This is a genomic window from Ralstonia sp. GX3-BWBA, assembly GCF_003290055.1.
Lineage (GTDB): Bacteria > Pseudomonadota > Gammaproteobacteria > Burkholderiales > Burkholderiaceae > Ralstonia > Ralstonia holmesii.
The window spans coordinates 1-26,088 of record NZ_QMKS01000012.1; the positions used below are offsets into that span (position 1 = coordinate 1).

General features: G+C 65.2%; 26 protein-coding genes. 12 read left to right on the plus strand and 14 right to left on the minus strand.

Annotated elements, in window-relative coordinates; translation table 11 throughout:
- Positions 1-260: 260 nt before the first annotated feature.
- Positions 261-3,548: a fused isobutyryl-CoA mutase/GTPase IcmF gene (gene icmF, locus DOD19_RS14265; RefSeq protein WP_112186209.1), complete on the minus strand. Its 3,288-nt coding sequence runs from the start codon at positions 3,546-3,548 to the stop codon at positions 261-263.
- 344 nt (positions 3,549-3,892) lie between these two features.
- On the opposite strand from icmF, the gene DOD19_RS14270 reads away from it, so the two are divergent.
- The 9 genes from DOD19_RS14270 (at position 3,893) to DOD19_RS14320 (ending at position 13,377) form a co-directional block, all read left to right on the plus strand.
- Positions 3,893-4,918: a hypothetical protein gene (locus DOD19_RS14270; protein WP_024976883.1), complete on the plus strand. Its 1,026-nt coding sequence runs from the start codon at positions 3,893-3,895 to the stop codon at positions 4,916-4,918.
- 256 nt (positions 4,919-5,174) lie between these two features.
- Positions 5,175-6,377, plus strand: a complete 1,203-nt coding sequence (locus tag DOD19_RS14275; protein WP_024976884.1) for an ammonium transporter — start codon at positions 5,175-5,177, stop codon at positions 6,375-6,377.
- 79 nt (positions 6,378-6,456) lie between these two features.
- Positions 6,457-6,813: a DUF427 domain-containing protein gene (locus tag DOD19_RS14280; RefSeq protein ID WP_024976885.1), complete on the plus strand. Its 357-nt coding sequence runs from the start codon at positions 6,457-6,459 to the stop codon at positions 6,811-6,813.
- A 164-nt stretch (positions 6,814-6,977) separates the two neighbouring features.
- Positions 6,978-7,700, plus strand: coding sequence for an AraC family transcriptional regulator (locus tag DOD19_RS14285; RefSeq protein ID WP_112186573.1), 723 nt, complete (start codon positions 6,978-6,980; stop codon positions 7,698-7,700).
- Positions 7,701-7,806: 106 nt separating this feature from the next.
- Positions 7,807-8,787 carry a DMT family transporter gene (locus tag DOD19_RS14290; protein WP_112186210.1) on the plus strand — a complete coding sequence of 327 codons (981 nt, stop codon included), beginning with the start codon at positions 7,807-7,809 and terminating at the stop codon, positions 8,785-8,787.
- A gap of 649 nt (positions 8,788-9,436) precedes the next feature.
- A complete protein-coding gene (locus DOD19_RS14305; RefSeq protein ID WP_024976888.1) occupies positions 9,437-10,084 on the plus strand; it encodes a LysE family translocator in 648 nt (215 codons plus the stop codon).
- A gap of 30 nt (positions 10,085-10,114) precedes the next feature.
- Positions 10,115-11,317, plus strand: a complete 1,203-nt coding sequence (locus DOD19_RS14310) for a low temperature requirement protein A (protein WP_112186211.1) — start codon at positions 10,115-10,117, stop codon at positions 11,315-11,317.
- Between the two features lie 94 nt (positions 11,318-11,411).
- On the plus strand, positions 11,412-12,119 hold the full coding sequence (locus DOD19_RS14315) for a glutathione binding-like protein (RefSeq protein ID WP_112186575.1): 708 nt from the start codon (positions 11,412-11,414) through the stop codon (positions 12,117-12,119).
- 61 nt (positions 12,120-12,180) lie between these two features.
- The gene (locus DOD19_RS14320; RefSeq protein WP_112186212.1) at positions 12,181-13,377 is read left to right on the plus strand and encodes an MFS transporter; all 1,197 of its coding nucleotides are present in this window, start codon (positions 12,181-12,183) and stop codon (positions 13,375-13,377) included.
- A gap of 349 nt (positions 13,378-13,726) precedes the next feature.
- Here the strand turns inward: DOD19_RS14320 and DOD19_RS14325 are convergent, their stop codons facing one another.
- Genes DOD19_RS14325 through DOD19_RS14340 form a run of 4 tightly spaced genes read right to left on the minus strand, consistent with a single transcriptional unit; the run spans position 13,727 to position 16,128 of the window.
- Positions 13,727-13,981, minus strand: a complete 255-nt coding sequence (locus DOD19_RS14325) for a hypothetical protein (protein ID WP_112186213.1) — start codon at positions 13,979-13,981, stop codon at positions 13,727-13,729.
- Complete coding sequence (locus DOD19_RS14330; RefSeq protein WP_112186214.1) at positions 13,978-14,394, minus strand: VOC family protein; 417 nt, start codon at positions 14,392-14,394, stop codon at positions 13,978-13,980. Before DOD19_RS14330 ends, DOD19_RS14325 begins: the two co-directional genes overlap by 4 nt.
- Positions 14,394-14,894 carry an AraC family transcriptional regulator gene (locus DOD19_RS14335; protein WP_235193188.1) on the minus strand — a complete coding sequence of 167 codons (501 nt, stop codon included), beginning with the start codon at positions 14,892-14,894 and terminating at the stop codon, positions 14,394-14,396. Before DOD19_RS14335 ends, DOD19_RS14330 begins: the two co-directional genes overlap by 1 nt.
- Positions 14,895-14,919: 25 nt before the next feature.
- Positions 14,920-16,128 (minus strand): PLP-dependent aminotransferase family protein, encoded by a 1,209-nt coding sequence (locus DOD19_RS14340; RefSeq protein ID WP_112186215.1) that lies wholly within the window; start codon positions 16,126-16,128, stop codon positions 14,920-14,922.
- A gap of 126 nt (positions 16,129-16,254) precedes the next feature.
- On the opposite strand from DOD19_RS14340, the gene DOD19_RS14345 reads away from it, so the two are divergent.
- A complete protein-coding gene (locus tag DOD19_RS14345; protein ID WP_112186216.1) occupies positions 16,255-16,608 on the plus strand; it encodes a glyoxalase superfamily protein in 354 nt (117 codons plus the stop codon).
- Between the two features lie 69 nt (positions 16,609-16,677).
- On the opposite strand, the gene DOD19_RS14350 is transcribed toward DOD19_RS14345, so the two are convergent.
- Complete coding sequence (locus DOD19_RS14350; protein ID WP_024976897.1) at positions 16,678-16,866, minus strand: hypothetical protein; 189 nt, start codon at positions 16,864-16,866, stop codon at positions 16,678-16,680.
- 69 nt (positions 16,867-16,935) lie between these two features.
- Complete coding sequence (locus tag DOD19_RS14355; RefSeq protein ID WP_024976898.1) at positions 16,936-17,406, minus strand: PRC-barrel domain-containing protein; 471 nt, start codon at positions 17,404-17,406, stop codon at positions 16,936-16,938.
- A gap of 198 nt (positions 17,407-17,604) precedes the next feature.
- Here DOD19_RS14355 and DOD19_RS14360 point away from each other — a divergent pair, with 198 nt between their 5' ends.
- A complete protein-coding gene (locus DOD19_RS14360; protein ID WP_024976899.1) occupies positions 17,605-18,081 on the plus strand; it encodes a hemerythrin domain-containing protein in 477 nt (158 codons plus the stop codon).
- Positions 18,082-18,109: 28 nt separating this feature from the next.
- Positions 18,110-19,906, plus strand: coding sequence for a thiamine pyrophosphate-requiring protein (locus DOD19_RS14365; protein ID WP_112186217.1), 1,797 nt, complete (start codon positions 18,110-18,112; stop codon positions 19,904-19,906).
- A 258-nt stretch (positions 19,907-20,164) separates the two neighbouring features.
- On the opposite strand, the gene DOD19_RS14370 is transcribed toward DOD19_RS14365, so the two are convergent.
- From DOD19_RS14370 to DOD19_RS14395, 7 genes are all read right to left on the minus strand, one after another.
- Positions 20,165-21,067, minus strand: coding sequence for a patatin-like phospholipase family protein (locus DOD19_RS14370; RefSeq protein WP_037031825.1), 903 nt, complete (start codon positions 21,065-21,067; stop codon positions 20,165-20,167).
- Between the two features lie 110 nt (positions 21,068-21,177).
- A complete protein-coding gene (locus DOD19_RS14375; protein ID WP_112186577.1) occupies positions 21,178-21,450 on the minus strand; it encodes a DUF1145 domain-containing protein in 273 nt (90 codons plus the stop codon).
- A 127-nt stretch (positions 21,451-21,577) separates the two neighbouring features.
- Positions 21,578-21,808, minus strand: a complete 231-nt coding sequence (locus DOD19_RS28240; protein WP_343226183.1) for a hypothetical protein — start codon at positions 21,806-21,808, stop codon at positions 21,578-21,580.
- Positions 21,699-22,442: an EthD domain-containing protein gene (locus DOD19_RS14380; RefSeq protein WP_024976903.1), complete on the minus strand. Its 744-nt coding sequence runs from the start codon at positions 22,440-22,442 to the stop codon at positions 21,699-21,701. Before DOD19_RS14380 ends, DOD19_RS28240 begins: the two co-directional genes overlap by 110 nt.
- A gap of 40 nt (positions 22,443-22,482) precedes the next feature.
- Complete coding sequence (locus DOD19_RS14385; RefSeq protein ID WP_112186218.1) at positions 22,483-23,952, minus strand: NAD-dependent succinate-semialdehyde dehydrogenase; 1,470 nt, start codon at positions 23,950-23,952, stop codon at positions 22,483-22,485.
- 12 nt (positions 23,953-23,964) lie between these two features.
- Positions 23,965-24,984 carry a dihydrodipicolinate synthase family protein gene (locus DOD19_RS14390; RefSeq protein ID WP_112186219.1) on the minus strand — a complete coding sequence of 340 codons (1,020 nt, stop codon included), beginning with the start codon at positions 24,982-24,984 and terminating at the stop codon, positions 23,965-23,967.
- A 32-nt stretch (positions 24,985-25,016) separates the two neighbouring features.
- The gene (locus DOD19_RS14395; RefSeq protein WP_024976906.1) at positions 25,017-26,027 is read right to left on the minus strand and encodes an NAD(P)-binding domain-containing protein; all 1,011 of its coding nucleotides are present in this window, start codon (positions 26,025-26,027) and stop codon (positions 25,017-25,019) included.
- Positions 26,028-26,088: the final 61 nt, after the last annotated feature.

Sequence of the window (26,088 nt, forward strand, 5' to 3'; positions counted from 1 at the left end):
TTGGCCTTTGACTTTCCTGCCCTATGCGGCGCCTTGAATTTCTGTGAGCGGGCGGAAAAAGGAAGGAGGCCTGTTTGAGCGCAGCGAGTTTGCCTCCTTCCCCGCACGGTCGCATAAATTCAAGGAATCTTTCGCCGCATCGGGCGCGCCTTTCTTTGCTTACTTTCTTTGGCAAGACAAAGAAAGTGAGTCAGCCCCGGCAGGGGATGAAACAAGGGATGCACCACAAACAAAAAACCAAAACCCAAAACCCAAACCCCCTACATATTCCGCCGATACTCCCCCCCCACCTCAAACAACGCATGCGTAATCTGCCCCAGCGAGCAAACCCGCACCGCGTCCATCAACACCGCAAATACGTTCTGATCCTCGATCACCGCCCGCTGCAGACGCTGCAGCATGGCCGGCGCTTCCCCAGCATGCCGTGCGTGAAAATCCTGCAGCCGCGCGAGTTGGCTCTGCTTCTCCTCCTCGCTTGAGCGCGCCAGTTCAATGTGCGGCGGCACCACGCTCTCTGCGTCCGGATTGCGGAACGTATTCACACCGATGATCGGCAGCGAGCCGTCGTGCTTGCGCTGCTCATACAGCATCGACTCTTCCTGGATCTTGCCCCGCTGGTAGCCGGTTTCCATCGCGCCAAGCACGCCGCCGCGCTCAGCAATGCGCTCGAACTCCTGCAGCACGGCTTCTTCCACCAGGTCCGTCAGTTCATCGATGATGAAGCTGCCCTGGTTCGGGTTCTCGCACTTGGCCAGGCCCCATTCGCGGTTGATGATGAGCTGGATGGCCAGCGCACGCCGTACAGACTCGGCCGTCGGCGTGGTGATGGCCTCGTCGTACGCATTCGTGTGCAGGCTGTTGCAGTTGTCGTAGATGGCGATCAGCGCCTGCAGCGTCGTGCGGATGTCGTTGAAGGCGATCTCCTGCGCGTGCAGGGATCGGCCTGACGTTTGCACGTGGTACTTCAGCTTCTGGCTGCGCTCGGTCGCGCCGTACTTGTCACGCAGGGTCACCGCCCAGATGCGGCGCGCGACGCGGCCGAGCACGTTGTACTCCGGGTCCATGCCGTTGGAGAAGAAGAACGACAGGTTCGGCGCGAAATCGTCGATGTGCATGCCGCGCGCGAGGTACGCCTCCACATACGTGAAGCCGTTGGCCAGCGTGAAGGCGAGTTGCGAGATCGGGTTCGCGCCCGCCTCGGCAATGTGGTACCCCGAGATCGATACCGAATAGAAATTGCGCACCTGGTGGTGCACGAAATATTCCTGGATATCGCCCATCACCTTGAGCGAAAACTCGGTCGAGAAGATGCAGGTGTTCTGCCCCTGGTCTTCCTTGAGGATGTCGGCCTGCACCGTGCCGCGCACGTTCTGCAGCACCCATGCGCGGATCTTCGCCTCCTCGTCCTGTGTCGGCTCGCGCTGGTTGTCCGCGCGGAACCGGGCCAGGTTCTGATCGATGGCGGTGTTCATGAACATTGCCAGGATCGTCGGTGCCGGCCCGTTGATCGTCATGGATACCGACGTGGCAGGGCTGGTCAGATCGAAGCCGTCGTACAGCACTTCCATATCGTCGAGCGTGGCGATGGACACGCCCGAATTGCCGACCTTGCCGTAGATGTCCGGGCGCAGCGCCGGGTCTTCGCCGTAGAGCGTGACGGAGTCGAACGCGGTGGAGAGCCGCTTGGCGTCCATGCCTTCGGAGACGAGCTTGAAGCGCCGGTTGGTGCGGAAGGCATCGCCCTCGCCCGCGAACATGCGCGTCGGGTCTTCGTTCTCACGCTTGAAGGCAAACACGCCGGCGGTGTACGGAAAACTGCCCGGCACGTTTTCCCGCATCAGCCAGCGCAGTACTTCGCCATCGTCTTCATAGGGCGGCAGCACGACCTTGCGGATGGTGGTGCCGGAGAGCGTGGTGTGCGTAAGCTGCGTGCGGATTTCCTTGTCGCGGATCTTCACGACGTATTCGTCGCCGGAATAAGCACGGCGCAGGTCAGGCCACATGGCGAGCAGCTTGCGTTCGGTGGCGCCGAGTTGTGCGTCGCGCTCGGCCGCTTGCTTGTCCAGTGCGGACAGCGTCTGCACGGTGGCGCCCGCCTGCTCCAGCATGCGGTGGCTGGCCCGCAACTGCTGGCGCTCCCGCGCGAGGCGGCTTTGCGCATCGACGCGGCGGTGGTAGCTGCGCACCGTATCGGCCAGCTCCGCCAGGTAGCGCACGCGCGCGGGCGGCACGATGGCGTCGTGGCTGGTGGAACATTTGCCGGCCGGACGCGGCAACGTGCGCTCGGCCAGCGCCATGCCGCGCTCGGTCAGCCGATCGGCCAGCGTGTGATACAGCGCCGTCACGCCGTCGTCATTGAAGTGCGAGGCCTGCGTGCCGAACACCGGCATGTCTTCTGGCCGGGCATGCCATTGCTCACGGTTGCGCTGCACCTGCTTGGCGACGTCGCGCCACGCGTCTTGCGCGCCCTTGCGGTCGAACTTGTTGATGGCCACCAGATCGGCAAAGTCGAGCATGTCGATCTTCTCCAACTGGCTGGCGGCGCCAAACTCGGGCGTCATCACATACAGCGACAAATCGACATGCGGCACGATGGCCGCATCGCCCTGTCCGATGCCGGAGGTCTCGACAATGATGAAATCGAACCCGGCGGCACGGCATGCGGCAATCACGTCGGGCAGCGCGTCGGAGATCTCACGACTGGCCTCCCGCGTGGCCAGCGAGCGCACGAAGATGTTCGGATGATTGATCGCGTTCATGCGAATGCGATCGCCCAGCAGGGCGCCGCCCGACTTGCGCCGCGACGGATCGATCGAGATGACGGCGATGCGCAGCGCGTCCTGCTGGTCGAGCCGGAAGCGGCGGATCAACTCATCGGTGAGCGACGACTTGCCAGCACCGCCCGTGCCCGTGATGCCGAGCACCGGCGTCGGCGTGGCCATCGCAGCCGCGTGCACGGCCTCGCGCAGTGCCGGATCGATACGGCCCGATTCCAATGCGGTGATCAATTGCGCCAGGGCGCGGCGGTCGCCGTTGGCGACGGGCTCCAGCGTGGCCGGCGCATAGATGGAGAGATCGATATCGCAGCGCTGCACCATGTCGGCAATCATGCCGGCCAGGCCCATGCGCTGGCCGTCTTCGGGGCTGTAGATGCGCGCGACGCCGTAGTCCTGCAACTCGCGGATCTCCGTCGGCACGATCACACCGCCCCCGCCGCCGAACACCTGGATGTGCTCGCCGCCGCGTGCGCGCAGCGCGTCGATCATGTACTTGAAGTATTCGACATGGCCGCCCTGGTAGCTGGACACCGCAATGCCCTGCACGTCTTCCTGCAGCGCGGCGTTGACCACCTCGTCTACCGAACGGTTGTGCCCGAGGTGGATCACCTCGCAGCCCATCGACTGCAGGATGCGCCGCATGATGTTGATCGACGCGTCATGCCCGTCGAACAACGATGCGGCCGTCACGAAGCGCACCTTGTTGCGCGCCGGCGCAGGCTCGCTGGCGGGCGTGGGATCGGCCGCGCGGGCAGCGGAAAGATCGGTCATGTCTCCACCTTCGAAAAGTGGGCGCCGGCGTTGGATGTGTTGTACGACGCACAAGGCGAGGCGTGCCGGTCGGCGGGTCGAACAGACAGTATTTTCGGGGTTGACGCACTCGTCAACCGGCCGCACGGTGCGCCAGCACTTCCAGTGCTTCGTTACCTGCAGCTTCATGGTGCCCGGAGCGCGATTCCGTCCAACAGGCACGCCGCCGCCCCGCCGTGGTTTGCGCAAATGGCGGGGCGGGAACGGTCCGATCTCGGTGCAACACCCAGCTTGCACACAATCGATACAAATCGTTAGAGTCAGATTTTGGTCGGAGAGGGGTCCGGCCATAGGGGGATATTCCAATGCCAAGCCGCGCAACGATGCGCTGGTGTCTGACCGCCTTGCTGGCGTGGTCCGGCCACGCCCTGGCGTGGGACTACACGCCTGGCGCCATCCCGGGGCTGATCAGCGTGCTTGGTTTCCTGACCGTGCAATCGCAGGCGCTCGACCGCGCCATCCAGCGCTTTCCCGGCCAGCGTGAAGAGCTGATCCGCGCCCGTACCCAGTTCGACAACACCTTCCCGCAGGCGCTGGCCCGCACGCGCCGCCTGATCGCCGGCATTCCGCTATCCGACGACGAGCGGCAACTGCTGATCGAGCGCGCACTCGATATTCACCAGCCCAGCGTGATGACAGCCACCCAGACTGCCCAGACGGCCCACGCGCTGGCCGAGCGCGTGGTTGCACGTGCGCAAGGCAATCAGGATCGCGCCACGCTGCAGACGCTGCTGGCGGTGGTCTACGACGACCGCCCCGCCGATGAGCTGGGCAGCCGCTTCACACAGGCCGTGACGTTGTCTGACTGGCCGAATGCGCGCGGTGCGAGCCTCGGCCTGCGGCTGCCGTTCTCCTGGGAGCGCGTGCCGCCCACGCCGCCGCGCAAGCCCGACCCGGCGCGGGTGGCGATTGGCGCGTGGGCCAACCAGGGCGGCTCGGGGCTGTCGCGCATTGAACTGATCGTGCATCCCACCGAAGGCGACCCCGAAACCGTCCCTGACAGCCGCGAGCCTCGCTGGATGCGCGATGCCGTCAAGCAAGCTGTGGCCGCCCCTTGCCGGCTAATTGGCTGGGGTACGCAATCGTTCGGCGGGCGCCCCGGCGTGTGGGCCAGCTACATCGGCGAATCGCCCGGCCCGCACATCCCGCGCGCGCCGGGCAACACGCTGGTCGGCCGCGTCTTCATGGTGCCGACCGACGGCGCGCTGCTGATGCTGCACGTGCAGTCTCCCGCCACATCGCCCGAGCAGGCCAGCACCGTGCGCTTGCGGTACGAGCCGCTGTGGAACGCCGTGGCGGCATCGTTTAGCGTCGCGGGCGCCAAGCCGTAACCTTCCCAAGGCGTAACGCACCACTACGGCGCATTTGGCGCGGCGCTCGCACCAATTCAAGGCACTCACGCACCGATTTCGGGCCAACCTCAACGCGCCGCCCGACCACGACCTCGCGCGCACGGCCCTGGTGCGCCATGTCACCTTTTTGCACACCGTTGGAACAAGAATTGCATCTGTCGGCGCTTTTTGCGTCATTTGTGGGCACGCACTGCACCCGGATGGCGCTGATCCCTCAACCCGCACGACAACCGCAATGAACTCCATCAAAACCGGGGGCGACGCGCTCTTCATCCTGCTGGGCGCGATCATGGTGCTGGCCATGCATGCCGGCTTCGCGTTCCTTGAGCTGGGCACCGTCCGCAAGAAGAACCAGGTCAATGCGCTGGTCAAGATCCTGGTCGACTTTGCCGTGTCGACCATCGCGTACTTCTTCATCGGCTATTCGATTGCGTACGGCGTCAATTTCTTTACCGGCGCCGATGTGCTCGCCCAGCAGAACGGCTATGAGCTGGTGAAGTTCTTCTTCCTGCTGACCTTCGCCGCGGCCATCCCGGCCATCATCTCGGGCGGCATTGCCGAGCGCTCGCGCTTCGAACCCCAACTGGCGGCGACCTTCGTGCTGGTGGGCTTCGTCTACCCGTTCTTTGAAGGCATCGCCTGGAACGAGCGCTTCGGCATCCAGCACTGGCTGCAGAGCGTGACGGGCGCGGAGTTCCATGACTTTGCCGGCTCGGTGGTTGTCCATGCCGTGGGTGGCTGGATCGCGCTGCCGGCAGTGCTGCTGCTTGGCGCCCGCCACGGCCGCTACAGAGACGACGGCCGCATCGCCGCGCATCCGCCGTCGAACATCCCGTTCCTGGCAGCCGGCGCCTGGGTGCTGGCAGTGGGCTGGTTCGGCTTCAACGTGATGAGCGCGCAGACGCTCGACAAGATGAGCGGCCTGGTTGCCATCAACTCGCTGATGGCCATGGTGGGCGGCACGCTCACCGCGTGGTGGATGGGCAAGAACGACCCGGGCTTCTCGTACAACGGGCCGCTGGCGGGCCTGGTGGCCGTGTGCGCAGGCTCCGACGTGATGCACCCGCTGGGGGCGCTTGCCGTCGGCGGCATTGCGGGCGTGCTGTTCGTCTGGATGTTCACGCGCGTGCAGAACGTCTGGCGCATCGACGACGTGCTCGGCGTGTGGCCGCTGCATGGTCTGTGCGGCGCGTGGGGCGGCATCGCGGCCGGCATCTTCGGCCTCAAGGCGCTGGGCGGTCTGGGCGGTGTGTCGTTCTGGGCGCAGGTGGCGGGCACGGCAGGCGGCATTGTCATTGCGCTGATTGGCGGCACGGTGGTGTATGGCACCCTGCGCAAGCTCGTGGGGCTGCGGCTGGACCGCGAGGCCGAGTTCATGGGCGCCGACCTGGCGATCCACCGCGTCTCATCCACGCCGGAATCGGAAACGCACTGGTAAGCAGGGGCGTCGAAAGAAGGCGCGCGCGGCGCTTGCTACAGTGAAAGCGTCTTCCCTCGCCCAACTGCAGGAGTGCCGCATGCCCGATATCGATCCGAATCACCCCATTACCGTGGAGTCGAACCCGCGCCGCGTGACGGTGAGCCTCAACGGCTTCACCATCGCCAGCACGCATCTGGCGCGCACGCTGCGCGAGGCGTCGTACCCGCCGGTGCAGTACATCCCGCGTGACGATGTGCAGATGAACCTGCTGGAGCGCACGCAGCATCACACGCATTGCCCCTACAAGGGCGACGCGTCGTACTACACCATCGTGGCCGGCGATGTGCGCGCCGACAACGCCGTCTGGACGTACGAACAGCCCAAACCCGTCGCGCGGGAAGTGGCGGGCTATCTCGCGTTCTATCCGGACAAGGTGACCATCAAGGAGGAATGAGTGCGCAGGCGCGGCTGACATGCCGCTGTCATGCAGGCGGCGCACGATGTGCGTGTTCCTCTTCTCACGGATCCTCTTTCCGTGAAAGTTCCGAGACCCGGCGCAGCATGATCTGTGGCCGGGTATTTTTTTGGGCGGATGCCGGTGCTATTCTCGGCGGCACCATGCTGGACTTCCGCACTTACGGCCTCGCTGCACCTCCGCACTCGCACGACTTCATGCAGGTCGTGATGCCCGCACGCGGCATCCTGGAGATGGACGTAGACGGCCGCGGCGGCCGCGTCGACACGCACCACGCGGCGCTCATTCCGGCCGGCGCCACGCATGCGTTTGAAGCCACGGGCGCCAACCGCTTCATCGTGTTCGACATTCCCGGGCAGGCCGCTGACGCCCCCGGCCTGGGCGGCCTGGCCGATCGCGTGTTCTTTCCGCTCACGCCGGGCCTGCGCGCGCTGACGACGTGGCTGCAAGACGCGCCCATCGTCGACACGGTGCTGGCCAATGCGTGGTCGTCACTCGCGCTGGCGACGCTGGCCGCGCATCCGGCCAACCAATCCACGCAGATACGCGCACGCGCCGATGCGCGTGCCGAGCGCGTATGGCACGCGATTGAACACCGCTACGCCGAGCCGCTCACCGTCGATGCGCTCGCCGCAGAAGTCGGTGTGAGCGCGCGTCGCCTCGCCACGCTGTTCCGTGCGGCATACGGCACCACGCTGCACGCGCATCTGGCCGAGGTACGGCTGCGGCATGCGTTGACGCTGCTGGAAACCACCGCCCTGCCCATCGCCGAGGTTGCCGCGCGCACCGGCTACTACGACCAAAGCGCCCTCACGCGCCACCTCAAAGCCGCACACGGCATCACCCCCGCCGCGGTGCGGCGCTAGCCCCACCCATTTCCGTTTTTGCCAAAGCGCAGCCGTCTTCGCCAAGACGCACGGTGCGCGCACGCGCAGAGTGCCGGTTCGATTGACCTTTCCGGGCAGACGCTCCATGGCTGTTGGCGACACCTCCACTGCAACGCATCTTCATCACGGTCAGCACGACACACGGCGTGACCACCTGAGGGGCATCGGCTACGGCGTCGCGGCCGGGGCGCTGTGGGGCGTCATCTTCGTCGCGCCGAAGATGCTGCCGCAGTTCTCGCCGCTGGCGCTTTCAGCAGCGCGGTATGTGTTGTATGGCGTGTTGTCCCTGGCGCTCGCGCTACCGGTGTGGCGCACGCTGTGGCGCAAACCGACTCGGCGTGATTGGGTGGCGCTGCTGCTGTTATCGCTGCCGGGCAACATTCTTTACTACCTGTGCGTGGCGGGTGGCGTGCAGCGCGCGGGCGTGGCACCGGTGTCGCTCATCGTCGGGTTGCTGCCGGTCACGGTCACGCTCGCGGGCGCAGCCGAACGGGGCAGCCTGCCCATGCGCCGCCTGGCCCTGCCGCTGCTGATGGCCGTGGCCGGTGTGGTGTGCATCTACCTGGATGCGCCCGACGTGCATTCGGATGCGGGCGGCAGAACCTATTTCATCGGCCTGCTGATGGCCGCGGGCGCGCTGGGGTGCTGGACGGTGTATGCGGTGTGCAATGCGCGGTACCTGCGCGCGCGGCCGCAGTTCACCAGTCGGGAGTGGTCGCTGTTGACTGGCGTTGCCACTGGGGTGTTGTCACTGGCACTGGCCGTGCCGGCGTTTTTCATGCCCGGCATGGCGACGGCTTCTGCGCAGCCCGCATCGGCGTGGGGGATGTTCTGGCTGGTGAACATGGGGGTGGCGCTGGGGGCGTCTGTGCTGGGGAATAGCCTGTGGAATGCGGCCAGCCGCAAGTTGCCGCTGACGCTGTCGGGGCAGTTGATTGTGTTTGAGACGGTGTTTGCGTTGGTGTATGGGTTTATCTATGAGGCTCGATGGCCTCATGGGCTTGAGGTGGCGGCTGCGGTTTTGTTGGTGAGTGGGGTGGGGTTGGCGGCGCGGAGGCACGGGTAGGTTTTTTGTTTGGGCTGTTTTGGACGTGGTGGTCCATCCCCTGTTTCATCCCCTGCCGGGGCTGACTCACTTTCTTTGTCTTGCCAAAGAAAGTAAGCAAAGAAAGGCGCGCCCGATGCGGCGAAAGACTCCTTGAATTTATGTCGCAAGGAGGGAGGGGAGGCAAACTCGCTGCGCTCAGACAGCCTCCCCTCTTTTTCCTCCTTGCAACAGAAATTCAAGGCGCCGCATAGGGCAGGGAAAGTCAAAGACAAAAGCCAAACACTCTGGGCGCCAGCTCAGACGACAAGGCCAACCTCGCGATGGGTTGGCCTTTTTCTTTTGACGTTGAGCCCTTGATGGCGCCTTGAATTTTTGTGAGCGGGCGGATAAAGGAAGGAGGCCTGTTTGAGCGAAGCGAGTTTGCCTCCTTCCCCGCACGGTCACACAAATTCAAGGGGATGTCGCCATCTCGGGCGCGCCTTTCTTTTGCTTACTTTTCTTTGGCAAGACAAAGAAAAGTAAGTCGTGCCCGGCAGGGTACGAAAAGCGGATGGACCACCAACCCCAAAACCAAAAACAAAAACAAAAAAACCCCACCCCATTTGACGCCCCAAATTTTTCATGGATAACTGTGTCCCCTCCCCCCAACAACACAGCGAGCCACTCCATGACCGTCCAAACCTGGCTGGCCTTCATCGGCGCCAGCATCATCATCCTGCTCATCCCGGGCCCGACCATCCTCTTGGTGATCGGTGATTCGCTGGCCAACCGTGGCCGTTCGGCGTGGAGCACCGTTGCCGGCGTGGCGGCAGGCGACACGACCGCCATGACCATTTCCCTTGCCGGTGCGGGCGCGCTGCTCGCCGCTTCGGCCACGGCCTTCACGGCACTCAAGCTCATCGGCGGTTCGTACCTCGTCTATCTCGGCATCAAATCCATCCTCAGCGCCCGCCGCCTGCGCGATGACGTACAGGCGGACGCGCCCGAGGCCACCATCCCCGTGCAGCAGAAGTCCGCTGGCCGCCGCTTCCTGTCGGCCTGGACGGTCACCGCGCTGAACCCCAAGAGCATTGTCTTCTTCGTCGCGTTTGTGCCGCAGTTCATGTCGGCCGAGCAGACCTTCCTCTCGCAGAGCGTGATCCTGCTGCCGACCTTCGTCGTCCTGGCCGCCGCCAATGCGTCGATGTACGCGCTGGCCGCCAAGCTGCTCGCCAAGCGCCTGACCAGCGTGGCTGCACAGCGCCGCTTCGGCTACACGGGTGGCGCGGTGATGGTGGGCGCAGGCACGCTCACGCTGGGCATGCAGTCGGCCTGATCGCGCTTCAAGCCGCACCGAGGACACCCAATGCCCCGCAGTTACCTCCGCCCCGCGCCGATCACATCCGGTGGCGCCCACAGCCACCACCGCGTCACCAACATCGAGCTGTTCTTCGATCTGGTGTTCGTGTTTGCGGTGACACAGCTCTCGCACCTGCTGATCGGCAATTTCACGCTGCAGGGCGGCGCGCAGGCGCTGCTGCTGATGCTGGCGGTGTGGTGGGTGTGGATCTTCACGTCGTGGGTGACGAACTGGCTCGACCCCGAAAAACTCGCCATCCGCATGCTGATGCTCGTGCTGATGACGGGTGGGCTGCTGCTCTCGGCATCGCTGCCGCAGGCGTTCGGCTCGCGTGGGCTGGCGTTTGCGCTGGCCTATGTGTTCATGCAGTTCGGGCGCACGCTGTTCTTTCTGTGGGCCGTGCGTGGCGAGTCGCTGCCCTTGCGGCGCAACTTTCAACGCATCGGCACGTGGCTCGGGGTCTCGGCCGTGCTGTGGCTGGCCGGTGGCCTGTCGGAGGATTCCGTGCGCTGGGCATGCTGGATCATCGCGCTGGCCATCGAATGGCTCGGGCCGTCGATGGGCTTCTACACGCCGGGTCTGGGCCGCTCCACCACCAACGACTGGAACGTGGAAGGCGGCCACATGGCCGAGCGCTGCTCGCTGTTCATCATCATCGCGCTGGGCGAATCGGTGCTGGTGACGGGCTCCACGTTTGCCGCGCTCGACTGGAACGCAGAAAACATCGCGGCGATGGCGATGTCGTTCATCGGCAGCCTGGCGATGTGGTGGCTGTACTTCGACACGATTGCCGAGCGCGGCGCGCGCACCATCTCGCATTCGGCTGATCCAGGGCGGCTCGCACGCCTGGCCTACACCTACATTCACGTGGTGCTGGTGGCCGGCATCATCGTCGGGGCGGTGGCCGATGAATTCGTGCTGGCGCATCCGGTCGGCCACGCCCATGCGGGGACGGCGCTGGCGGTGCTGGGCAGCGCAGCGCTATACCTGCTGGGCAACCTGCTGTTCAAGTGGGCGATCTTCGGGCGGTTGCGCCCGGCGCATGTGGTCGGCCTGGTGGTGCTGGGCGGCGCATGGCTGCCAGCGGCCGAGCTTCCGGCACTGGCCGTGTCGGCGCTGGCGACGGGCGTGCTGTGCGGCACCGCGGCCTGGGAATGGTACGCACGCTCTTGCGAAACAGCGGAGCCCGCACAGGCGCACGGCCAGTGAGTGGTCACCTGAAAATTCCAGTTTTTGGACATTACAAAAGGCCACTCGCCCACATAATCTGTCAACCAACATGACAGAACACGAGGGCCCCGCCATGATCGACCTCTACTACTGCGCCACGCCCAACGGCCTGAAGATGGCGCTGTTCTTTGCCGAAACCGGCTTGCAGCACCGCGTCATCCCCGTCGATATCAGCCGGGGTGACCAGTTCAAGCCTGAGTTCCTGGCCATCTCGCCCAACAACAAAATTCCGGCCATGGTCGATCACGATCCGGCCGAAGGCAGCGAACCCGTGGTGCTGTTCGAATCGGGCGCCATGCTGCTTTACCTGGCCGAGAAGACCGGGCAACTGATGCCCTCCGACCTGCACGGCCGCATGGAAGTGCTCAAGTGGCTGTTCTGGCAGGTGGGCGGCCTCGGGCCGATGGCCGGGCAGATCGGCCACTTCAACGTGTATGCACCGGAGCGCGTGCCCTACGCCATCGAGCGCTACACCAAGGAAACGAACCGCCTGTACGGCGTGCTGGACCGCCGCCTGGCCGATCGCCCCTACATTGCGGGCACCGACTACACGATCGCCGACATCGCGGCCTATCCGTGGATCGTGCCCCACGCCGGGCACGGCCAGGACCTGAACGACTTTCCGAATCTGCAGCGCTGGTTCGAAGCCGTCGGCGCACGCCCGGCCACGCAGCGCGCCTATGCCGGGGTCGAGCGCGCCTACTCGCGCCGCCGCGAAGACATCTCCGACGACGAGCGCAACGTGCTGCTGGGCCAGACGGCCAGCTCCACCGCGCGCTGATCCTCGCGGAGCCTCCGCGCTCCGCCTCCGTTCCGCTTTCTTCTTCTGACAGGAGCCGACCATGCCGGCATCGCTGTGGTGGTTGTGCCTGGGCGCGTTCGCCATCGGCACTGAAGGTTTCATGATCGCCGGCCTGCTACCGGTGCTGGCCGCAGACCTGGGCGTGAGCGTGCCGGCGGCCGGGCAGCTCGTCACCGTGTTTGCGGTCACGTACGCCGTGGGCTCGCCCGTGATGGCGACGCTGCTCGGCAATGTGGACCGGCGCCGCGTGCTGATCGGCGCGCTGGCCATCTTTGCGGCCGGCAACCTGCTGGCTGCCAGCGCGCACGGCTTTGGGCAGTTGATGGCGGCGCGCGTGCTGCTGGCGTTGGCGGCCGGCGTCTTCCTGCCGACGGCCAATGCGGTGGCGACCTCGCTGGTGCCAGCTGGGCGCAGCGGCTCGGCGCTCGCCATCATCACGGGCGGCGGCACGGTGGCAGTGGCGCTCGGCGTGCCGCTGGGTGCGTGGATTGCCGCCCAGGGCGACTGGCGCTCGACGTTCATCGCCTGCGCTGTGTTGTCGGCACTGGCCACGGCAGGCCTCGCCTTCGGCCTGCCACGCGCCCTGCCGCACAGCGTGACCACGCTGGCGCAGCGCCTGAGCGTGGCACGCCGGCCCGGCATGCTGGGCGCGCTGGCGGTGTCCGCGTTGTGGGCGGCAGGCGGCTTTACGTTCTACACCTACGTCGCACCGTTCTTTGTGCAAGGGCTGGGGTTCGCGCCCCAGCACGTGGGCATCGTCCTGTTCCTCGTAGGCAGCTTTGCGGCGCTAGGCACAGGCCTGGGCGGCCACATGACCGACCGCGCAGGCGTGGCGCGCGTGCTGGCGGTGAGCAGCGCGGGCATCGTGCTGGCGTTCTCGGTGCTGTCGCTGTCGGCGCAGGTGCTGCACGGCACGGTGGCTGGCGCCATCGCCATCGGTGCGGTCGTGCTGTGGGGCATGGCGGGCTGGGGCTTCGGCCCGGCGCAGGCGACGCGGCTGATCCGCCTCGCGCCCGATGTGTCGCCGATCACGCTGTCGCTGCATGCATCGGCGGTGTATGTGGGGATCGCGCTGGGGTCCACGGTGGGGGCGCTGGCGCTGGCCCATGGCGGGCCGGGCATGCTGGGGTGGGCCGCGGCCGCATGCCATGTGGTGGCGGTGGTGCTGTGGCGAATGGGCGGGCGGCATGAGGCAGTACCGGCTGATGAACCTGCAGCCACGTCGGTCGCCCACTGAGAGTCGCAGCGCAGAACGCGACGCGCCGGGTTCTGAACCCGGCGCTCAAACGTCAAACCCTCGCATTCCGGGCCTGGATGTTGGCGGCCGAGCGTCAAACCCTCGTGCACCACACTTTGGGCTCGACATTTTCGACCTCAAGCACTCGCGCTGCAGGCTTCGAGGTCGACGCTCAGGCCACAAAGGCTCGGCGTCCGGCCTTCGGCACCTCGCGCTCGGCCCTTTGAGCTCGACATTTTCGACCTCGAACTGTCGTGTTCGGCGCGTTGTGCTCGGCGCCCGAACCTCCAAGAGTCACGCTCGACAGTCCGAGCCTGGCAATTGCGCCTCAAAGCCTCACGCGCCGCGCTCAGACCGCCGCAGTAGGCGCATTCCGGTCGTCGGTCGAACGCCGCCCGCCACGCCGATCCAGGTACGGCAGCGCAAACATGTAAAGCCCCGTGAACAGCAACAGCGCCAGCGGCAGCAGCGGCGCATAGGTGATCCACGCCGGCGGCTGGGCGCCCTTGCCCACACCCATGGCGACAAAGTTGGCGACGACCGTGAGCGTGAAGGCCATCGACACCCAGCGATGGAACTGGCGGATTGCGTTGCGGGCGCTCACTTTGCACCTCCGGCGGCCTGGATCATCTTCCAGCCGTTGCCAGCGGGGTCACGAAAGCCGGCATCGACACTGCCGAAGCGCTCGATGGGCTCCTGCGTGAACTCGACGCCGCGCTCGCGCAGTTGCGCATAGGTGGCCCGGCAATCGGCAACGGTCAGCACCAGCGGCGGCATCGCGCCCTTGGCGACCATGGCGCGCAGCGTCTGCGCGGTGGCCTCGTCGTGAATGGGCGGCCCGGGCTGGAACAGACCCAGCTGGAACGATGGCTGCTCCGGATGCTGCACCGTCAGCCAACGGTACGGGCCGTTGCGCACATCGGTATGCACGCGAAACCCCAGCTTGTCGACATAGAACGCCAGCGCCGCGTCCTGGTCATCCACATACAGCCCGACGACATTGATCCCTTGGCTCATCACCGCTCCTTGTTGTTGGTGGGTGACGGATTTGTACCGTCCGCCAGCTGGCGGCGCTTCTCCGAAACTGCTGTGACAAGGTCGGGCCGCTGCGCAGCCTTCAGCACACAGGCGGGCACGCGATCCAGTTGCTGCTGCGGCGCGGTGGCCTGGGCGTGGCGGCGCAGGGCGCTCGGGCTCTGCCCTGTGATGTCGCGGAAGATGCGGCCGAAGGTGCCGAGGCTTTCCCAGCCGGTGGCGTAGGCGATCTCGATGATGGGCAGGTCGGTGTCGCGCAGCAGGGTGGTGGCCTGCTCGATGCGGCGCGTGAGCAGGTAGCGGTGCGGGGGAATGCCGAAGGCCTGCTTGAACGAGCGCGCAAAATGCGCCTCCGACACGCCGCTCACTTCGGCCAGCCGCTTGACGGGCCATGCCTCGTGCGAGGCGGCGTCCATGCGGTCTTTGGCGCGAAGCAGGCGGCGCAGCAGCGCGGGGTCTTGCTGCGCGTCGGTGTGTGCCATTGCCACCGCGGCCTGCGCGAGTGGGTTAGCCCAGCTTGAACTCGCCGATAGCGTGTGCGAGCTTGCGCGCACCCTCTTCCACCTGCGCCAGCGACGAGGTGGCGTACGACAAGCGCAGCGTCGAGCGATCCGGGTCAACGGGGTAAAACGCCGCGCCCGGCACGAAGGCCACACCACGCTCGATGGCCACCTTGGCCACATCGCCGGCATTGCGGCCCGGCAAGGCGCACCACAGGAACATGCCGCCGCGCGGGCGGTTGAAGGTCAGTTCGGATTCAGGCAGCAGCGCACGCAGGCCGTTGGCCATGGCGTGGGCACGTTCGGCATAGGCGGCGCGCGTGCGCGGCAGCACGGTTTCCAGGCGGTTGCTGCGCAGGTAGGCTGCGGCCGTGGCCTGTGCAAACGTGGAGGTGTGCGCATCGGCAAACTGCTTGACCATCACCGCGTTGCCCAGCACCGGCTGCGCGGCGATCATCCAGCCCACGCGCAGGCCCGGCGCCATCACCTTCGACAGGCTGCCCAGGTAGATCACACGCCCTTGCGCGCCGTCGGTCTGCTGCGAAAGCGCGTACAGCGACGGCGGCGGGGGTGCGTCGAAATACAGATCGCCGTAAGGGTCGTCTTCCACGATCAGCAGGTTGTGGCGCACCGCTACGTCCAGCAGGCGCTTGCGGCGCTCCAGGCTCATCAGCGCGCCGCTCGGGTTGCCGAAGTTGGGAATCACGTAGAGGAATTTGGGGCGCGCCGTGGCAAGCACCTTTTCCAGTGCGTCGACATCCAGCCCGTCGCCGTCGGTCGGCACGCCGGCCACCTTGGCGCCGTACAGCTTGAACGCCTGAATGGCGGCGAGGAAGGTGGGAGCTTCGGTCAGCACTGTGTCGCCTTCGCCGATCAGCACCTTGCCCAGCAGATCCAGCCCTTGCTGCGAACCGGTGGTGACGAGGATGTCGGTGTTGGCGACGTTGGCGCCACGTGCCTTCATCAGCGTGACGATGGCCTCGCGCAGCGGCTCGAAGCCTTCGGTGGCGCCGTATTGCAGCGCGCGGGCCGCGTCGGTGGTGAGCGCGCTGTCGGCCGCGGCCTTCAGGCCTTCCACGTCAAACAGGGCCGAATCAGGAAAGCCGCCGGCAAACGAGATCAGGCCCGGCTTGCCGAGCACCTTGAACAGCTCGCGGATGGCGGAGGTTTCAACGTTTTGCAGGCGGGGTGCCAGCAGCGATTGCAGGAATTCCATGGCGTGCGTGTCTCTGTAGTTCGAGTGCCCGCCACTTTACGTGATGTGCGCCCCGTGCGCATGCCTACACGGCGTCACAGCCATGACTAAAATCCATCACCGAATCGGTAAAAAAGGAGCCACGGTATGGCCGTCCGACGCATCGTCCCCAACCTGCATGCCGCCGATCCAGCAAGCGCCCGCGCCTTTTATGCCGAACTGCTCGATCTGGAAGTGGTGATGGACCACGGCTGGATCCTCACCTTTGCCGATACGGCCAGCACGATGACACCGCAGGTCAGCATCGCCAGCGAAGGCGGAAACGGTACGCCGGTGCCGGCGCTGTCAGTGGAAGTGGACGATGTGGATGCGGTGCATGCGCGCGCCGTATCGCTGGGCGTGGAAATCGTCTACCCGCTTGTTGACGAGCCCTGGGGCGTGCGCCGCTTTTACGTGCGCGATCCGTTCGGCAACGTCGTCAACATCCTGGCGCACCGCTAACACGGCGGTATCGAAAAAAACGCCCGCATGCCAGAGGGGCGATGCGGGCGCGGCATTGCCGGCAGAGGTCTACCGGTGGTTGCCGTTGTGGGTGCGCTTGTCCTGGTGTGCGTTCGCGTTTTTGTCCTTGTCGACAACGCGCGTGATGCCGCCCGTGGCGGGCGGGTCACTGGCCGGGAACGTGTCTTCCACGGCCTTTTCCACCAGTTCCTCACGTTTTTCTGCGTGCGGATGCTTCTCTTTCTTGCCTTTCTCCATGGCGCCCTCCTGTTTCAAGCGTGGCTGAAGACACGTAAGCGAATGGCGTGCCTGCGGGCGCTCAGTACCTTAGTACTCTTCCCAGTACGGACGCGAGCCGTAGTACTCATGCACGGACTCGGCCCAGGTCGGGTCGGCCATGGTGGGCCAGCTGTCCTTGTCGAAACCGGGGGCGGCCTCAAGGCGGTCCTTGTTGGCGTCGAGCACGAAGCACTTGCGGTCAACGTCCAGCGACATGGCGCTCCACGGCACTGCAAAGAGCTTGTCGCCGATGCCCAGGAAGCCGCCCACTGACATCACCGCGTAGGCGATCCGGCCGCGCTGCACGTCGAGCATGATGTCGGTGATCTTGCCGAGGTCTTCTCCGTTCAGGTTGACCACGCGATTGCCCTCCAGCGTATCCGCGGCCATCAGCTCCGGGCCGGGGCCGGCCGAATCGGTGTCGGCGCGCCCGATGATGCGCATGCGTATGCCGGCGGTGGTTCCTACACCGGTTCCAGTGCCGGTGCCCAGCGTGGTGCCGGTTGTCGTGGTTTGCATAGCAGTTACCTCCCATCAATCAGTTGACGTTCAGGATGGTGTGCGGCGGCCACGCATGAGCGCGGCGTCTGTCGCACGCAATCAACCGTGTCAGCACGAAGCTTGCCTGCGGCGCATCGCCGTGAAAGACACGCGCACGGCATGGCGCTTGCTCGACGGTACGGCGTATCAAAACAGAAACCCCTACCGGAGAGCCCCATGAACAAAGCTGAAATCCCAGTGGCGCAACGCGCCGTGCTGTCGATGCTGCTGGACGATCACCGCGAGGTGAAAAAACTCTTCAAGACGTTCCAGCAAGAAAAGGACAAGGCTGCCGGCGAGCAAATCGTGCGCGAAGCGTGTGAAAAGTTGACCGTGCACACGCAGCTCGAGGAAGAAGTGTTCTACCCGTTCGTACGGGACAACGGAGGCGAAGCGTTCAAGGACCTCGTCGACGAAGCCGTGGTCGAGCATGCCACCGCCAAGGATCTGATCCAGCAGTTGAACGGCATGCACGCGGGCGACGATCTGTTCGCGGCCAAGTTCACGGTGTTGGCCGAGTACGTCTCACACCACGTGGAGGAAGAAGAGACCGAACTCTTTCCCAAGCTGGTCCGTCAGCACGTCGACCTGACGCCGCTGCAGGAGCCCATGACCGCGCGCAAGGAAGCGCTGCTGGCCGAAACAGCAAGCTGATACGACCACCCGATACTGGACAGAGACCATGCAAGCCACCGTCTGCGACTTCCTCGTCGCCCGCCTGTACGACTGGGGCGTGCGGCGCATCTTTGGCTACCCTGGGGACGGCATCAACGGCATGTTCGGTGCCCTGCAGCGCGCGGGCGGCAAGATCGAGTTCGTGCAAGTGCGGCATGAAGAGATGGCCGCCTTCATGGCCTCTGCACACGCCAAGTTCACGGGTGAGCTGGGCGTGTGCATGGCGACCTCCGGGCCTGGCGCCGCGCACCTCATCACGGGGCTGTATGACGCACGGCTCGACCACATGCCGGTGCTGGCGATTACCGGGCAGCAGGCGCGCACGGCCGTCGGCGGGCACTACCAGCAAGAGGTGGATCTGGTGGCGATGTTCCGCGACGTGGCTGGCGCGTTTGTGCACCAGGCCAGCATGCCGGCGCAGGTGCGGCATCTGTTGGACCGCGCGGTGCGCATCGCCATCGGGCAGCGCCGCGTGACGGCACTCGTACTGCCGAACGACCTGCAGGAAATGCCCTACACCGAGCCGGCGCGCGCGCACGGCACGGTGCACTCGGGCGTCGGCTACAGCGCGCCCAGCGTAGTGCCGCAAACCGCTGATCTGGAGCGCGCGGCGGACATCCTCAACAGCGGCCGCAGGGTAGCAATGCTCGTGGGCGCCGGCGCACTCGGGGCCAGCGCGGAAGTGGCAGCGGTGGCAGAAACGCTGGGCGCAGGCGTGGCCAAGGCGCTGCTCGGCAAGGCCGTGTTGCCCGACGAGCTGCCCTATGTGACCGGCGCCATCGGCCTGCTGGGCACCGAGCCGAGCTGGGAGCTGATGAACCACTGCGACACGCTGCTGATGGTCGGCTCCGGTTTTCCTTATGCGGAGTTCCTGCCCAAGGAAGGCCAGGCGCGTGGCGTCCAGATCGACCTGGACCCCGGCATGCTCGGGCTGCGGTATCCGATGGAGGTCAATCTGGTTGGCGACAGCGCACAAACGTTGCGAGCACTGCTGCCGCTACTCCAGCGCAAGACCGATCGCTACTGGCCCGACCGCATTGCCCGGTGGAATGAGAGCTGGTGGAAAACGTTGGAAAGCCGCGCGCTGCAACCGGCCTACCCCGTCAACCCGCAGCGCGTGTTCTGGGAACTGTCACCCAAGCTGCCGGACAACGTGATCGTCACCAGCGACTCCGGCACGTGTGCGAACTGGTATGCGCGCGATCTGAAGTTCAAGCCCGGCATGATGGGCTCGCTATCGGGCGGGTTGGCATCGATGGGAGCAGCCGTTCCGTATGCAATTGCCGCCAAGTTTGCGCACCCGGAGAGACCCGTCATTGCATTCGTGGGCGACGGCGCCATGCAGATGAACAACATGGCCGAACTCATCACCGTGTCGAAATACTGGAAGCGCTGGAAGTCTGCCAAGTGGATCTGCATGGTGCTCAACAACCAGGACTTGAACGAAGTCACCTGGGAGCAGCGCGTGATGGAAGGGGACCCGAAATTTCCCGCCTCACAGGACATCCCAGACGTGCCGTATCACCGCTTTGCAGAGTTGATCGGCCTGAAGGGCATCTACGTCGACAACCCCGACCAACTGGCCGGCGCGTGGCACGAAGCACTCAACGCAGACCGGCCCGTGGTGCTGGAAGTGAAGACCGACCCCGATGTGCCGCCGCTGCCGCCGCACGTCACGCTGCAGCAGGCACGCAACTTTGCGACCGCACTGGCGTATGGCGACCCGGATACGAGCGGCGTGCTGCGCGGAACGGCGCGACAGGTGTTGTCGGCGTTGTTTCCGGTGCATAGGGAGAAAGAGTGAGCCGGGAGGTGCCGGGCTCATGCCACCTTGATGTGGACGATGCCTATGTGGCTATCTAAAAAGGCGAAAAAGAAGCGCCACGACGATTCGCTGATCTTCTTGTCTTGCGTGTCTCAATCGGTGGTGCTTGCTGCGAGCACACACAGCGCGCGGCATCGCGGGTTGTAAGCGGTCAGGCACCCAAGGTCCAGCCCCACGCTGAAATTGCCCTGCCCGACTTTGCCTTGCCGTGTCGCCCCGTTGCCTTTTGCCGTGGCATCAAACCTTGGCACTGCAACTGGCCTGGGTCGCGTCGTGATGGTGCTCACGCAGCGCGCCCGGTATGCCGGTGCCCGCCAGACCATCGGCCGCCAGCCATGCCGCAGTGGCGGCAGCGGCGCGGTCGATGAGTTCTCCGCAGCGGGCGTAGTCGTAGGGCGACACGTCGAGGGGGCACAGCGGCGGCACCACGGCAATGGGCACCTGCCCGGCCCAGCGCTCCAGGTCTTGCACAAGCTGACGCGCCACCAGCAGTGACAAGGCGTTCAGAGCGTGCTCGATGGCGCTGCGCGGGGCGCGGCGGTCGGCACACGCAAACCCCGCTGGCAATACGACGACACGTGTGGCGCCCAGCCGGATGGCGGCGGAGATTGGCGTGTTGTTGGCGACGCCCCCGTCGATCAACAGGCGATCACCAATGCGCACCGGCGGAAACACACCCGGAATGGCGGCGCTGGCAAGCACCGCTGGCACGATGGCGCCGGAAGACAGCACCACCTCGGCGCCAGTTTGCATGTCGGTGGCCACAACATGCAGGGGGAGCGTGGCCGCCTCCAGCAGGGTCTGCCCGAAATGCCGCGTCAGCAGGCGCTGCAGGCCAGATGCATCGACTAGGTGCTCCCGTTGCCCACCCAGGCCCCCCAGCATGCTGAACATCGCACGCCAGGACCACGGCATCACATCGGCGCGCCGCACACCGCGCCATAGCGCCTCAAGCTGGGCCGTGCCCGCCGCGTGCGGGTTGCACGCAAAAAAGGCTGCGTTGATGGCGCCCGCCGAGGCGCCCACCACCATGTCCGGGACCACGCCCGAGGCCACCAGCTCGCGCAGCATGCCGGCCTCGATGGCGCCGAGGCTGCCGCCGCCGGCAAAGACAAACGCCGTTCGTTCCACTCTGTCCATGATCAATGCTGCGTTGCAGCAAAGAAGTCCAATCGAGTCAATCAGGGGACGACTGGAACTAGAGTAGGTCTGCGCTGCCGTTGCGGCTAGTCAGGCTTTATCGGCGGCGATCAGCGAGCTTGCCGTGCAACGTCTGCCATCGGCTTCCAGTGCAGAAAACCGAACAGCAACGTCAGCAACACGCTGTCGAGCAACGGGCCCTTGTGCAGCGACACCTTACGGAAGCAGAACACCACCTCCAGCGCATGCGCCGCCAGCAACGCCAAGGCCGCGACGCGCAACCAGCCGATGGCATCGGCGGACAGCGGCAGCGGCGTGGCATAGCTGGCCAACGCAACGCCATACACGGCGAGCAGGACGAGCTTGCAGAGGACGTTGAACATGCGGGTCTCCAAAGAGTCGGTGATTGAGTTGTCGTGCAGCATACCGGCCACCCCAATCACGCCAGCCGCTTCAAACACCTGGATAGACGCCGCCCTCCACCTGGCCGTGCCGCCAGCGGGGCAGTTGTCAGGCCGCCGCCGGGCCGAACCACCGCTGCAACGCCTCCTGCAGCCCCCGCGCCGTTCCGTCATCGACCCACGCCACATGGCCGTCAGGCCGGGCCAATGCAAGAGCATGATGCTTGATGCTAGCTGCGCTCGTAAATTGGTACTTCCGTCGCGTAGAGGAAGAAGGACTGGGCCGGACGGTAGAACGTGGTGGTGGCGTTAGCGTTGATCGCGAGCAGCGCGCGTTCATAGGCGCGGAATGCGCCAACGGACGACACATCATCGAACCAGAGACTGGCAACACCTTCGTAGACGGGCACATCCGTGGCACTGAAGTAGGCCAGCATGGCATTGAATTCCGGAACCTGCCTGTTATGTACGCAGCGTCGCAATGCGGCTGCGGCAAGCGGCTCGGCGGCCAAGGCCAGCTCGTGCGCCCGGGACCATCGATCAAAGAACTCGGGTAGTGACAATCCTTCTGCAGCCCGCAGGTAGTGCAGAACCTTGGCCCCACATGCGCGTTTCGGAGTCACAACCGGCTGCTCCGCTTCCACCGCCACCAAACTGAGCGAAACGCTGGCGTCTGCGAAGTTGGCGGCATCAGGCCCAACCTTTGTACGCACGTGCTCATGTGCAAAGGTGGCGGACATGTCCTGCGCATTGTCCCAGTACAGTTCCGTCACCGAATCCCGTGCAACCGTCATCGAATGTTCGGGTTCGGCGGTCGATCCGAACGCCGCATCGAAGACGTGGTTCTGCACGTAGCGCCGCAGGGTGACGGGGTTCTCATTCGAGATCGCGCCATGCACGTGCTGTACATAGGCCACGTATTCGGCATGCGTCATACCAGGGCGGCGGCAGACCGCAGCGATCATCTTGATCATCGTTGTCCTTTGTGAGTTGAGGTTGGGCTATCCATCGGACTCAAGCGGCGTCGAGGCCGTCCCAGCAGAGATATTTGACCTCCAGGAACTCGTCGATACCGAGGTGCGAACCTTCGCGCCCCAGGCCGCTTTGCTTCACACCACCGAATGGCGCGACTTCGTTGGAGATCAGGCCGGTGTTGATGCCGACCATGCCCGACTCGATGCGGGCAGCATTGCGCCAGATGCGGGCAGCGTCGCGGCTGTACAAATACGCGGCAAGTCCGTATTCGGTGTCGTTGGCCATGGCGATGGCGTCATCGTCGGTATCGAAACGGAATAGAGGCGCCACGGGGCCGAAGGTCTCCTCGCGGGCAATCAGCATATCGTGCGTAACGTCGGCTAGTACGGTCGGCTCGAAAAAGTTGCCACCGAGCGCATGCCGGTTGCCACCGTGTAGAAGCCGCGCGCCTTTGTCCAGGGCATCGACCACGTGCTCTTCAACTTTTCGCACAGCCGCCGCGTCGATCAGCGGGCCAAGCTGCACGTCTGCTTCCAGGCCGTTACCCGTACGCAGGCGGGCTACGCGTTCGGCCACACGTTCGGCAAGCGCATCGTAAATGCTGGACTGCACCAGCACGCGATTTGCGCTGATACACGCCTGCCCCGTGTTGCGGAACTTGGCTGCCACTACGCCATCGGCTGCGGCATCAAGATCGGCGTCGTCAAAGATAATGAATGGTGCGTTGCCGCCGAGTTCCATCGAGCATTTCTTCACTGTCTGTGCGGCTTGGGCCAGCAAGACACGACCGACTTCGGTCGAGCCCGTGAAGGTGAGCTTGCGGACCAGCGGGTTAGCCGTCAGCTCACCGCCGATCGCTCGCGTGTCATTGCCCGTCACTACGCTGAAGGCACCGGCCGGAACACCCGCACGCTGTGCCAGTTCGGCAAGTGCCAACGCGGTCATCGGTGTCTGGCTGGCGGGCTTGAGCACCATCGTGCAGCCGGCGGCGAGCGCCGGCCCCGCCTTGCGCGTGATCATTGCGGCGGGAAAATTCCACGGCGTGATGGCTGCGCATACCCCGATCGGTTCGCGCAGCGCGACAATGCGCTGCGCTTCCTTGGCGCCTGGAATCACATCACCGCGCACGCGCGTTGCCTCTTCGGCAAACCAGCGCAGGAACGATGCGGCGTAGTCGATTTCGCCACGGGCTTCGGCCAGCGGCTTGCCCTCTTCCAGCGTGATGAGCGTTGCGAGATCTTCACGATGCGCCAACGTCAATTCGTACCACCGGCGCAGAACTTCACCACGATGCCTGGCGGTGGTGCGGCGCCAGGTGGTAAAGGCGCTATGCGCCGCATCGATGGCGCGGCGTACGTCCTCTTCGCGGCAGCGCGGCAGTTCTACGAGCAACGATTGATCGGCCGGGTTGTGCAGCGCGTAACGACCGTGCGGTGTGCTTTCCACCCATTCGCCGGCAATGAAAGCGGCTTCGCGCCACAGCGTGGGATCTTTCAGAAGGTGCTTCACGGTTGTGCTCCTTCAGCAGGGGAAGCGGCCGGCCATGAAGGCTTCATCCGGGTCCGATGTGACGGGCAAGCCCGACGCCACCAGACCTTGGCGCAGCATCTTCATCAGGCGATCCGGCACGCGCATGGCTGGCGCGCGCAGGGGGCCACCGTTAAAGCCGGCGAGCCAGTCCTGGTACTTCCACATGGTGCGATTGAGCACGCCGGTGCCGCCCGCGTAGGTTTGCGCGGCCGCGCCGTTGGCGCTGCGTGCTGGATTGACCTTCCAGTACATCGCCATGGCCTCTTCCCACCGGCCGGTGCGTGCCAGTTCAAACGCCTTCGGGTAGTAGTCGCCCATCCATGCAGTGTTGCTGGTGCCGGAGAACTGCAACTCCATCAGGCTCATCAGCGGAATCGCGTCGCCTTCGATCGGGCAACTGATGACGACCTCGTTGCGGAAGTGGTGGTACATCTCGCAGATGCCAGCCGGCAGCGGAAATCCTTGCTCGGATTTGATCGCGACGATGTTGGGGCAATCGTCGAGCAGCCGGCGCACCAGGCTGACCGGCATGCCCGCCGGATGTACACGCTCGAAGCCCCACAGCGGGATCGGGAACAGCATCACCGCAAGGTCGGTCGCGTCACAGAAGGTCTTCGTGTAGTTGTAGATTTCTTCCTCGCTCGTCGGCCAGAACTGGGGCGGGTACGACAGCAGGACGATGTCGGCGCCAACTTTCTCGGCCAGCTTTACGGCTTCAATGTTTTCGGCCAGCGTGCCGAACGCCGCATGGAAGAAAAGGCCAAGCCGGTTGCCTGCAGTCTCGCGTGCCCAGGCCGTGAACTGGGCGTTTTCTTCGGGCGTGATGGCAACTTCGCTGCACAGCAACGTGTAGCTGTATCCAAGCTTGGTTGCCAATTCAATGTCGTGCCGGATGCCGTGTTCGTTCAGGCGCTTCAAGTCGGCGCTGTAGCTGGGTATCGTGACGGCCGAGCAGCCGATCAGGTGTTCGCGCGCCCAGGCGCGGGCGTCGGATTTCTTGTAGGTGGCCATAGTTGGCGTCTCCTTGGGAATGTGGGGGTGATTTATTTGGCGATCGGAACAATGCTGGCCGGCAGGGGCACGCCGCGCCCTTGCTCCTTGGCGTGTGCAAAGAGCATCTCGGCAATGACGACGTCCTGAAGCGCGGACCCGACAGACTTGTAGAGCACGATGTCGCTGTCAGCCTGGCGGGGCTTGATCTCTCCCGCAGCGAGCGCCGACAGCGGCACCAGCTTGCTGGCGATGGGCACGCCTGCACGCGAGGCGGCGATGGCATCGCCAGTATCGTGGGCGACTTCCTGTGGCATGTCGGCCACGATGCAGGCGGCGCGCGCCATCGTTTCCTCGTCGACTTCGCGCTGTTCCGGCAGCGTGGAACCCAGCGAGACCACCGTGGCGCCCGGCGACAGCCATGCGCCGTGCAGGACGGGTGACTCGTCCCGGCTGCGCGCGGCACAGATGACGATATCCGCGCCATCCACAGCCGCTTCAGGCGACTCCGATGCGGCGATGTCCAGTGCGGTGCGAAACGATTCGGCAAAGCGCTCGCGGCTCGCAGGCGTGGGGCTGTATACGCGCACGGATTGCAGTGTGCGCACCGCACGCAGGCAATCGAGCGCATTGCGTGCTTCAAAGCCAGCGCCAATGATCGCCACGTGCAGCGGCCGATTGGGTGCCAGCAGGTCCACCGCCAACGCCGCGGTCGCTGCCGTACGCAGGCCGGTGACCCTGTTGCCATCGACCAATGCGCTCAGGGCCATGGTCTGCTGATCAAACAACGAGATCAGGTAACTTGCCCGGCGCGCACGCGGGGATGCCGCGATCAGCTTGCAGCCCATGTGGCCGCCGGCCGGCGACACGGCGGTCAGGCTGCGCAGCCAGATGCCGTCACCGCGTGCCATCGAGCGCGGCGGCACCATGGCGTCGGACGTGGGTTTGGCGTAGGCCCGGGCGAGGGCAGCGACGGCCGAAGGCCAGTCGGCAAGCGATGCGACATCGGCATCGCTCAGGAACAACGTGGGGGCGAGCAGTTCGCTCGGTTGCAGGTCGGACATGGCGCTGGGCGTGGAAGTCAACGGCCAGCCGACTATAGGAGGCCGCACCTGCGCGAGGTAC

Coding starts and splice junctions, on each gene's coding strand:
- icmF (WP_112186209.1), bottom strand. CDS start 3,548: ATGACCGATCTTTCCGCTGCCCGCGCGGCCGATCCCACGCCCGCCAGC.
- DOD19_RS14270 (WP_024976883.1), top strand. CDS start 3,893: ATGCCAAGCCGCGCAACGATGCGCTGGTGTCTGACCGCCTTGCTGGCG.
- DOD19_RS14275 (WP_024976884.1), top strand. CDS start 5,175: ATGAACTCCATCAAAACCGGGGGCGACGCGCTCTTCATCCTGCTGGGC.
- DOD19_RS14280 (WP_024976885.1), top strand. CDS start 6,457: ATGCCCGATATCGATCCGAATCACCCCATTACCGTGGAGTCGAACCCG.
- DOD19_RS14285 (WP_112186573.1), top strand. CDS start 6,978: ATGCTGGACTTCCGCACTTACGGCCTCGCTGCACCTCCGCACTCGCAC.
- DOD19_RS14290 (WP_112186210.1), top strand. CDS start 7,807: ATGGCTGTTGGCGACACCTCCACTGCAACGCATCTTCATCACGGTCAG.
- DOD19_RS14305 (WP_024976888.1), top strand. CDS start 9,437: ATGACCGTCCAAACCTGGCTGGCCTTCATCGGCGCCAGCATCATCATC.
- DOD19_RS14310 (WP_112186211.1), top strand. CDS start 10,115: ATGCCCCGCAGTTACCTCCGCCCCGCGCCGATCACATCCGGTGGCGCC.
- DOD19_RS14315 (WP_112186575.1), top strand. CDS start 11,412: ATGATCGACCTCTACTACTGCGCCACGCCCAACGGCCTGAAGATGGCG.
- DOD19_RS14320 (WP_112186212.1), top strand. CDS start 12,181: ATGCCGGCATCGCTGTGGTGGTTGTGCCTGGGCGCGTTCGCCATCGGC.
- DOD19_RS14330 (WP_112186214.1), bottom strand. CDS start 14,394: ATGAGCCAAGGGATCAATGTCGTCGGGCTGTATGTGGATGACCAGGAC.
- DOD19_RS14335 (WP_235193188.1), bottom strand. CDS start 14,894: ATGGCACACACCGACGCGCAGCAAGACCCCGCGCTGCTGCGCCGCCTG.
- DOD19_RS14340 (WP_112186215.1), bottom strand. CDS start 16,128: ATGGAATTCCTGCAATCGCTGCTGGCACCCCGCCTGCAAAACGTTGAA.
- DOD19_RS14345 (WP_112186216.1), top strand. CDS start 16,255: ATGGCCGTCCGACGCATCGTCCCCAACCTGCATGCCGCCGATCCAGCA.
- DOD19_RS14350 (WP_024976897.1), bottom strand. CDS start 16,866: ATGGAGAAAGGCAAGAAAGAGAAGCATCCGCACGCAGAAAAACGTGAG.
- DOD19_RS14355 (WP_024976898.1), bottom strand. CDS start 17,406: ATGCAAACCACGACAACCGGCACCACGCTGGGCACCGGCACTGGAACC.
- DOD19_RS14360 (WP_024976899.1), top strand. CDS start 17,605: ATGAACAAAGCTGAAATCCCAGTGGCGCAACGCGCCGTGCTGTCGATG.
- DOD19_RS14365 (WP_112186217.1), top strand. CDS start 18,110: ATGCAAGCCACCGTCTGCGACTTCCTCGTCGCCCGCCTGTACGACTGG.
- DOD19_RS14370 (WP_037031825.1), bottom strand. CDS start 21,067: ATGGACAGAGTGGAACGAACGGCGTTTGTCTTTGCCGGCGGCGGCAGC.
- DOD19_RS14375 (WP_112186577.1), bottom strand. CDS start 21,450: ATGTTCAACGTCCTCTGCAAGCTCGTCCTGCTCGCCGTGTATGGCGTT.
- DOD19_RS28240 (WP_343226183.1), bottom strand. CDS start 21,808: ATGAACGCGCGCTGCTCGCGATCAACGCTAACGCCACCACCACGTTCT.
- DOD19_RS14380 (WP_024976903.1), bottom strand. CDS start 22,442: ATGATCAAGATGATCGCTGCGGTCTGCCGCCGCCCTGGTATGACGCAT.
- DOD19_RS14390 (WP_112186219.1), bottom strand. CDS start 24,984: ATGGCCACCTACAAGAAATCCGACGCCCGCGCCTGGGCGCGCGAACAC.
- DOD19_RS14395 (WP_024976906.1), bottom strand. CDS start 26,027: ATGTCCGACCTGCAACCGAGCGAACTGCTCGCCCCCACGTTGTTCCTG.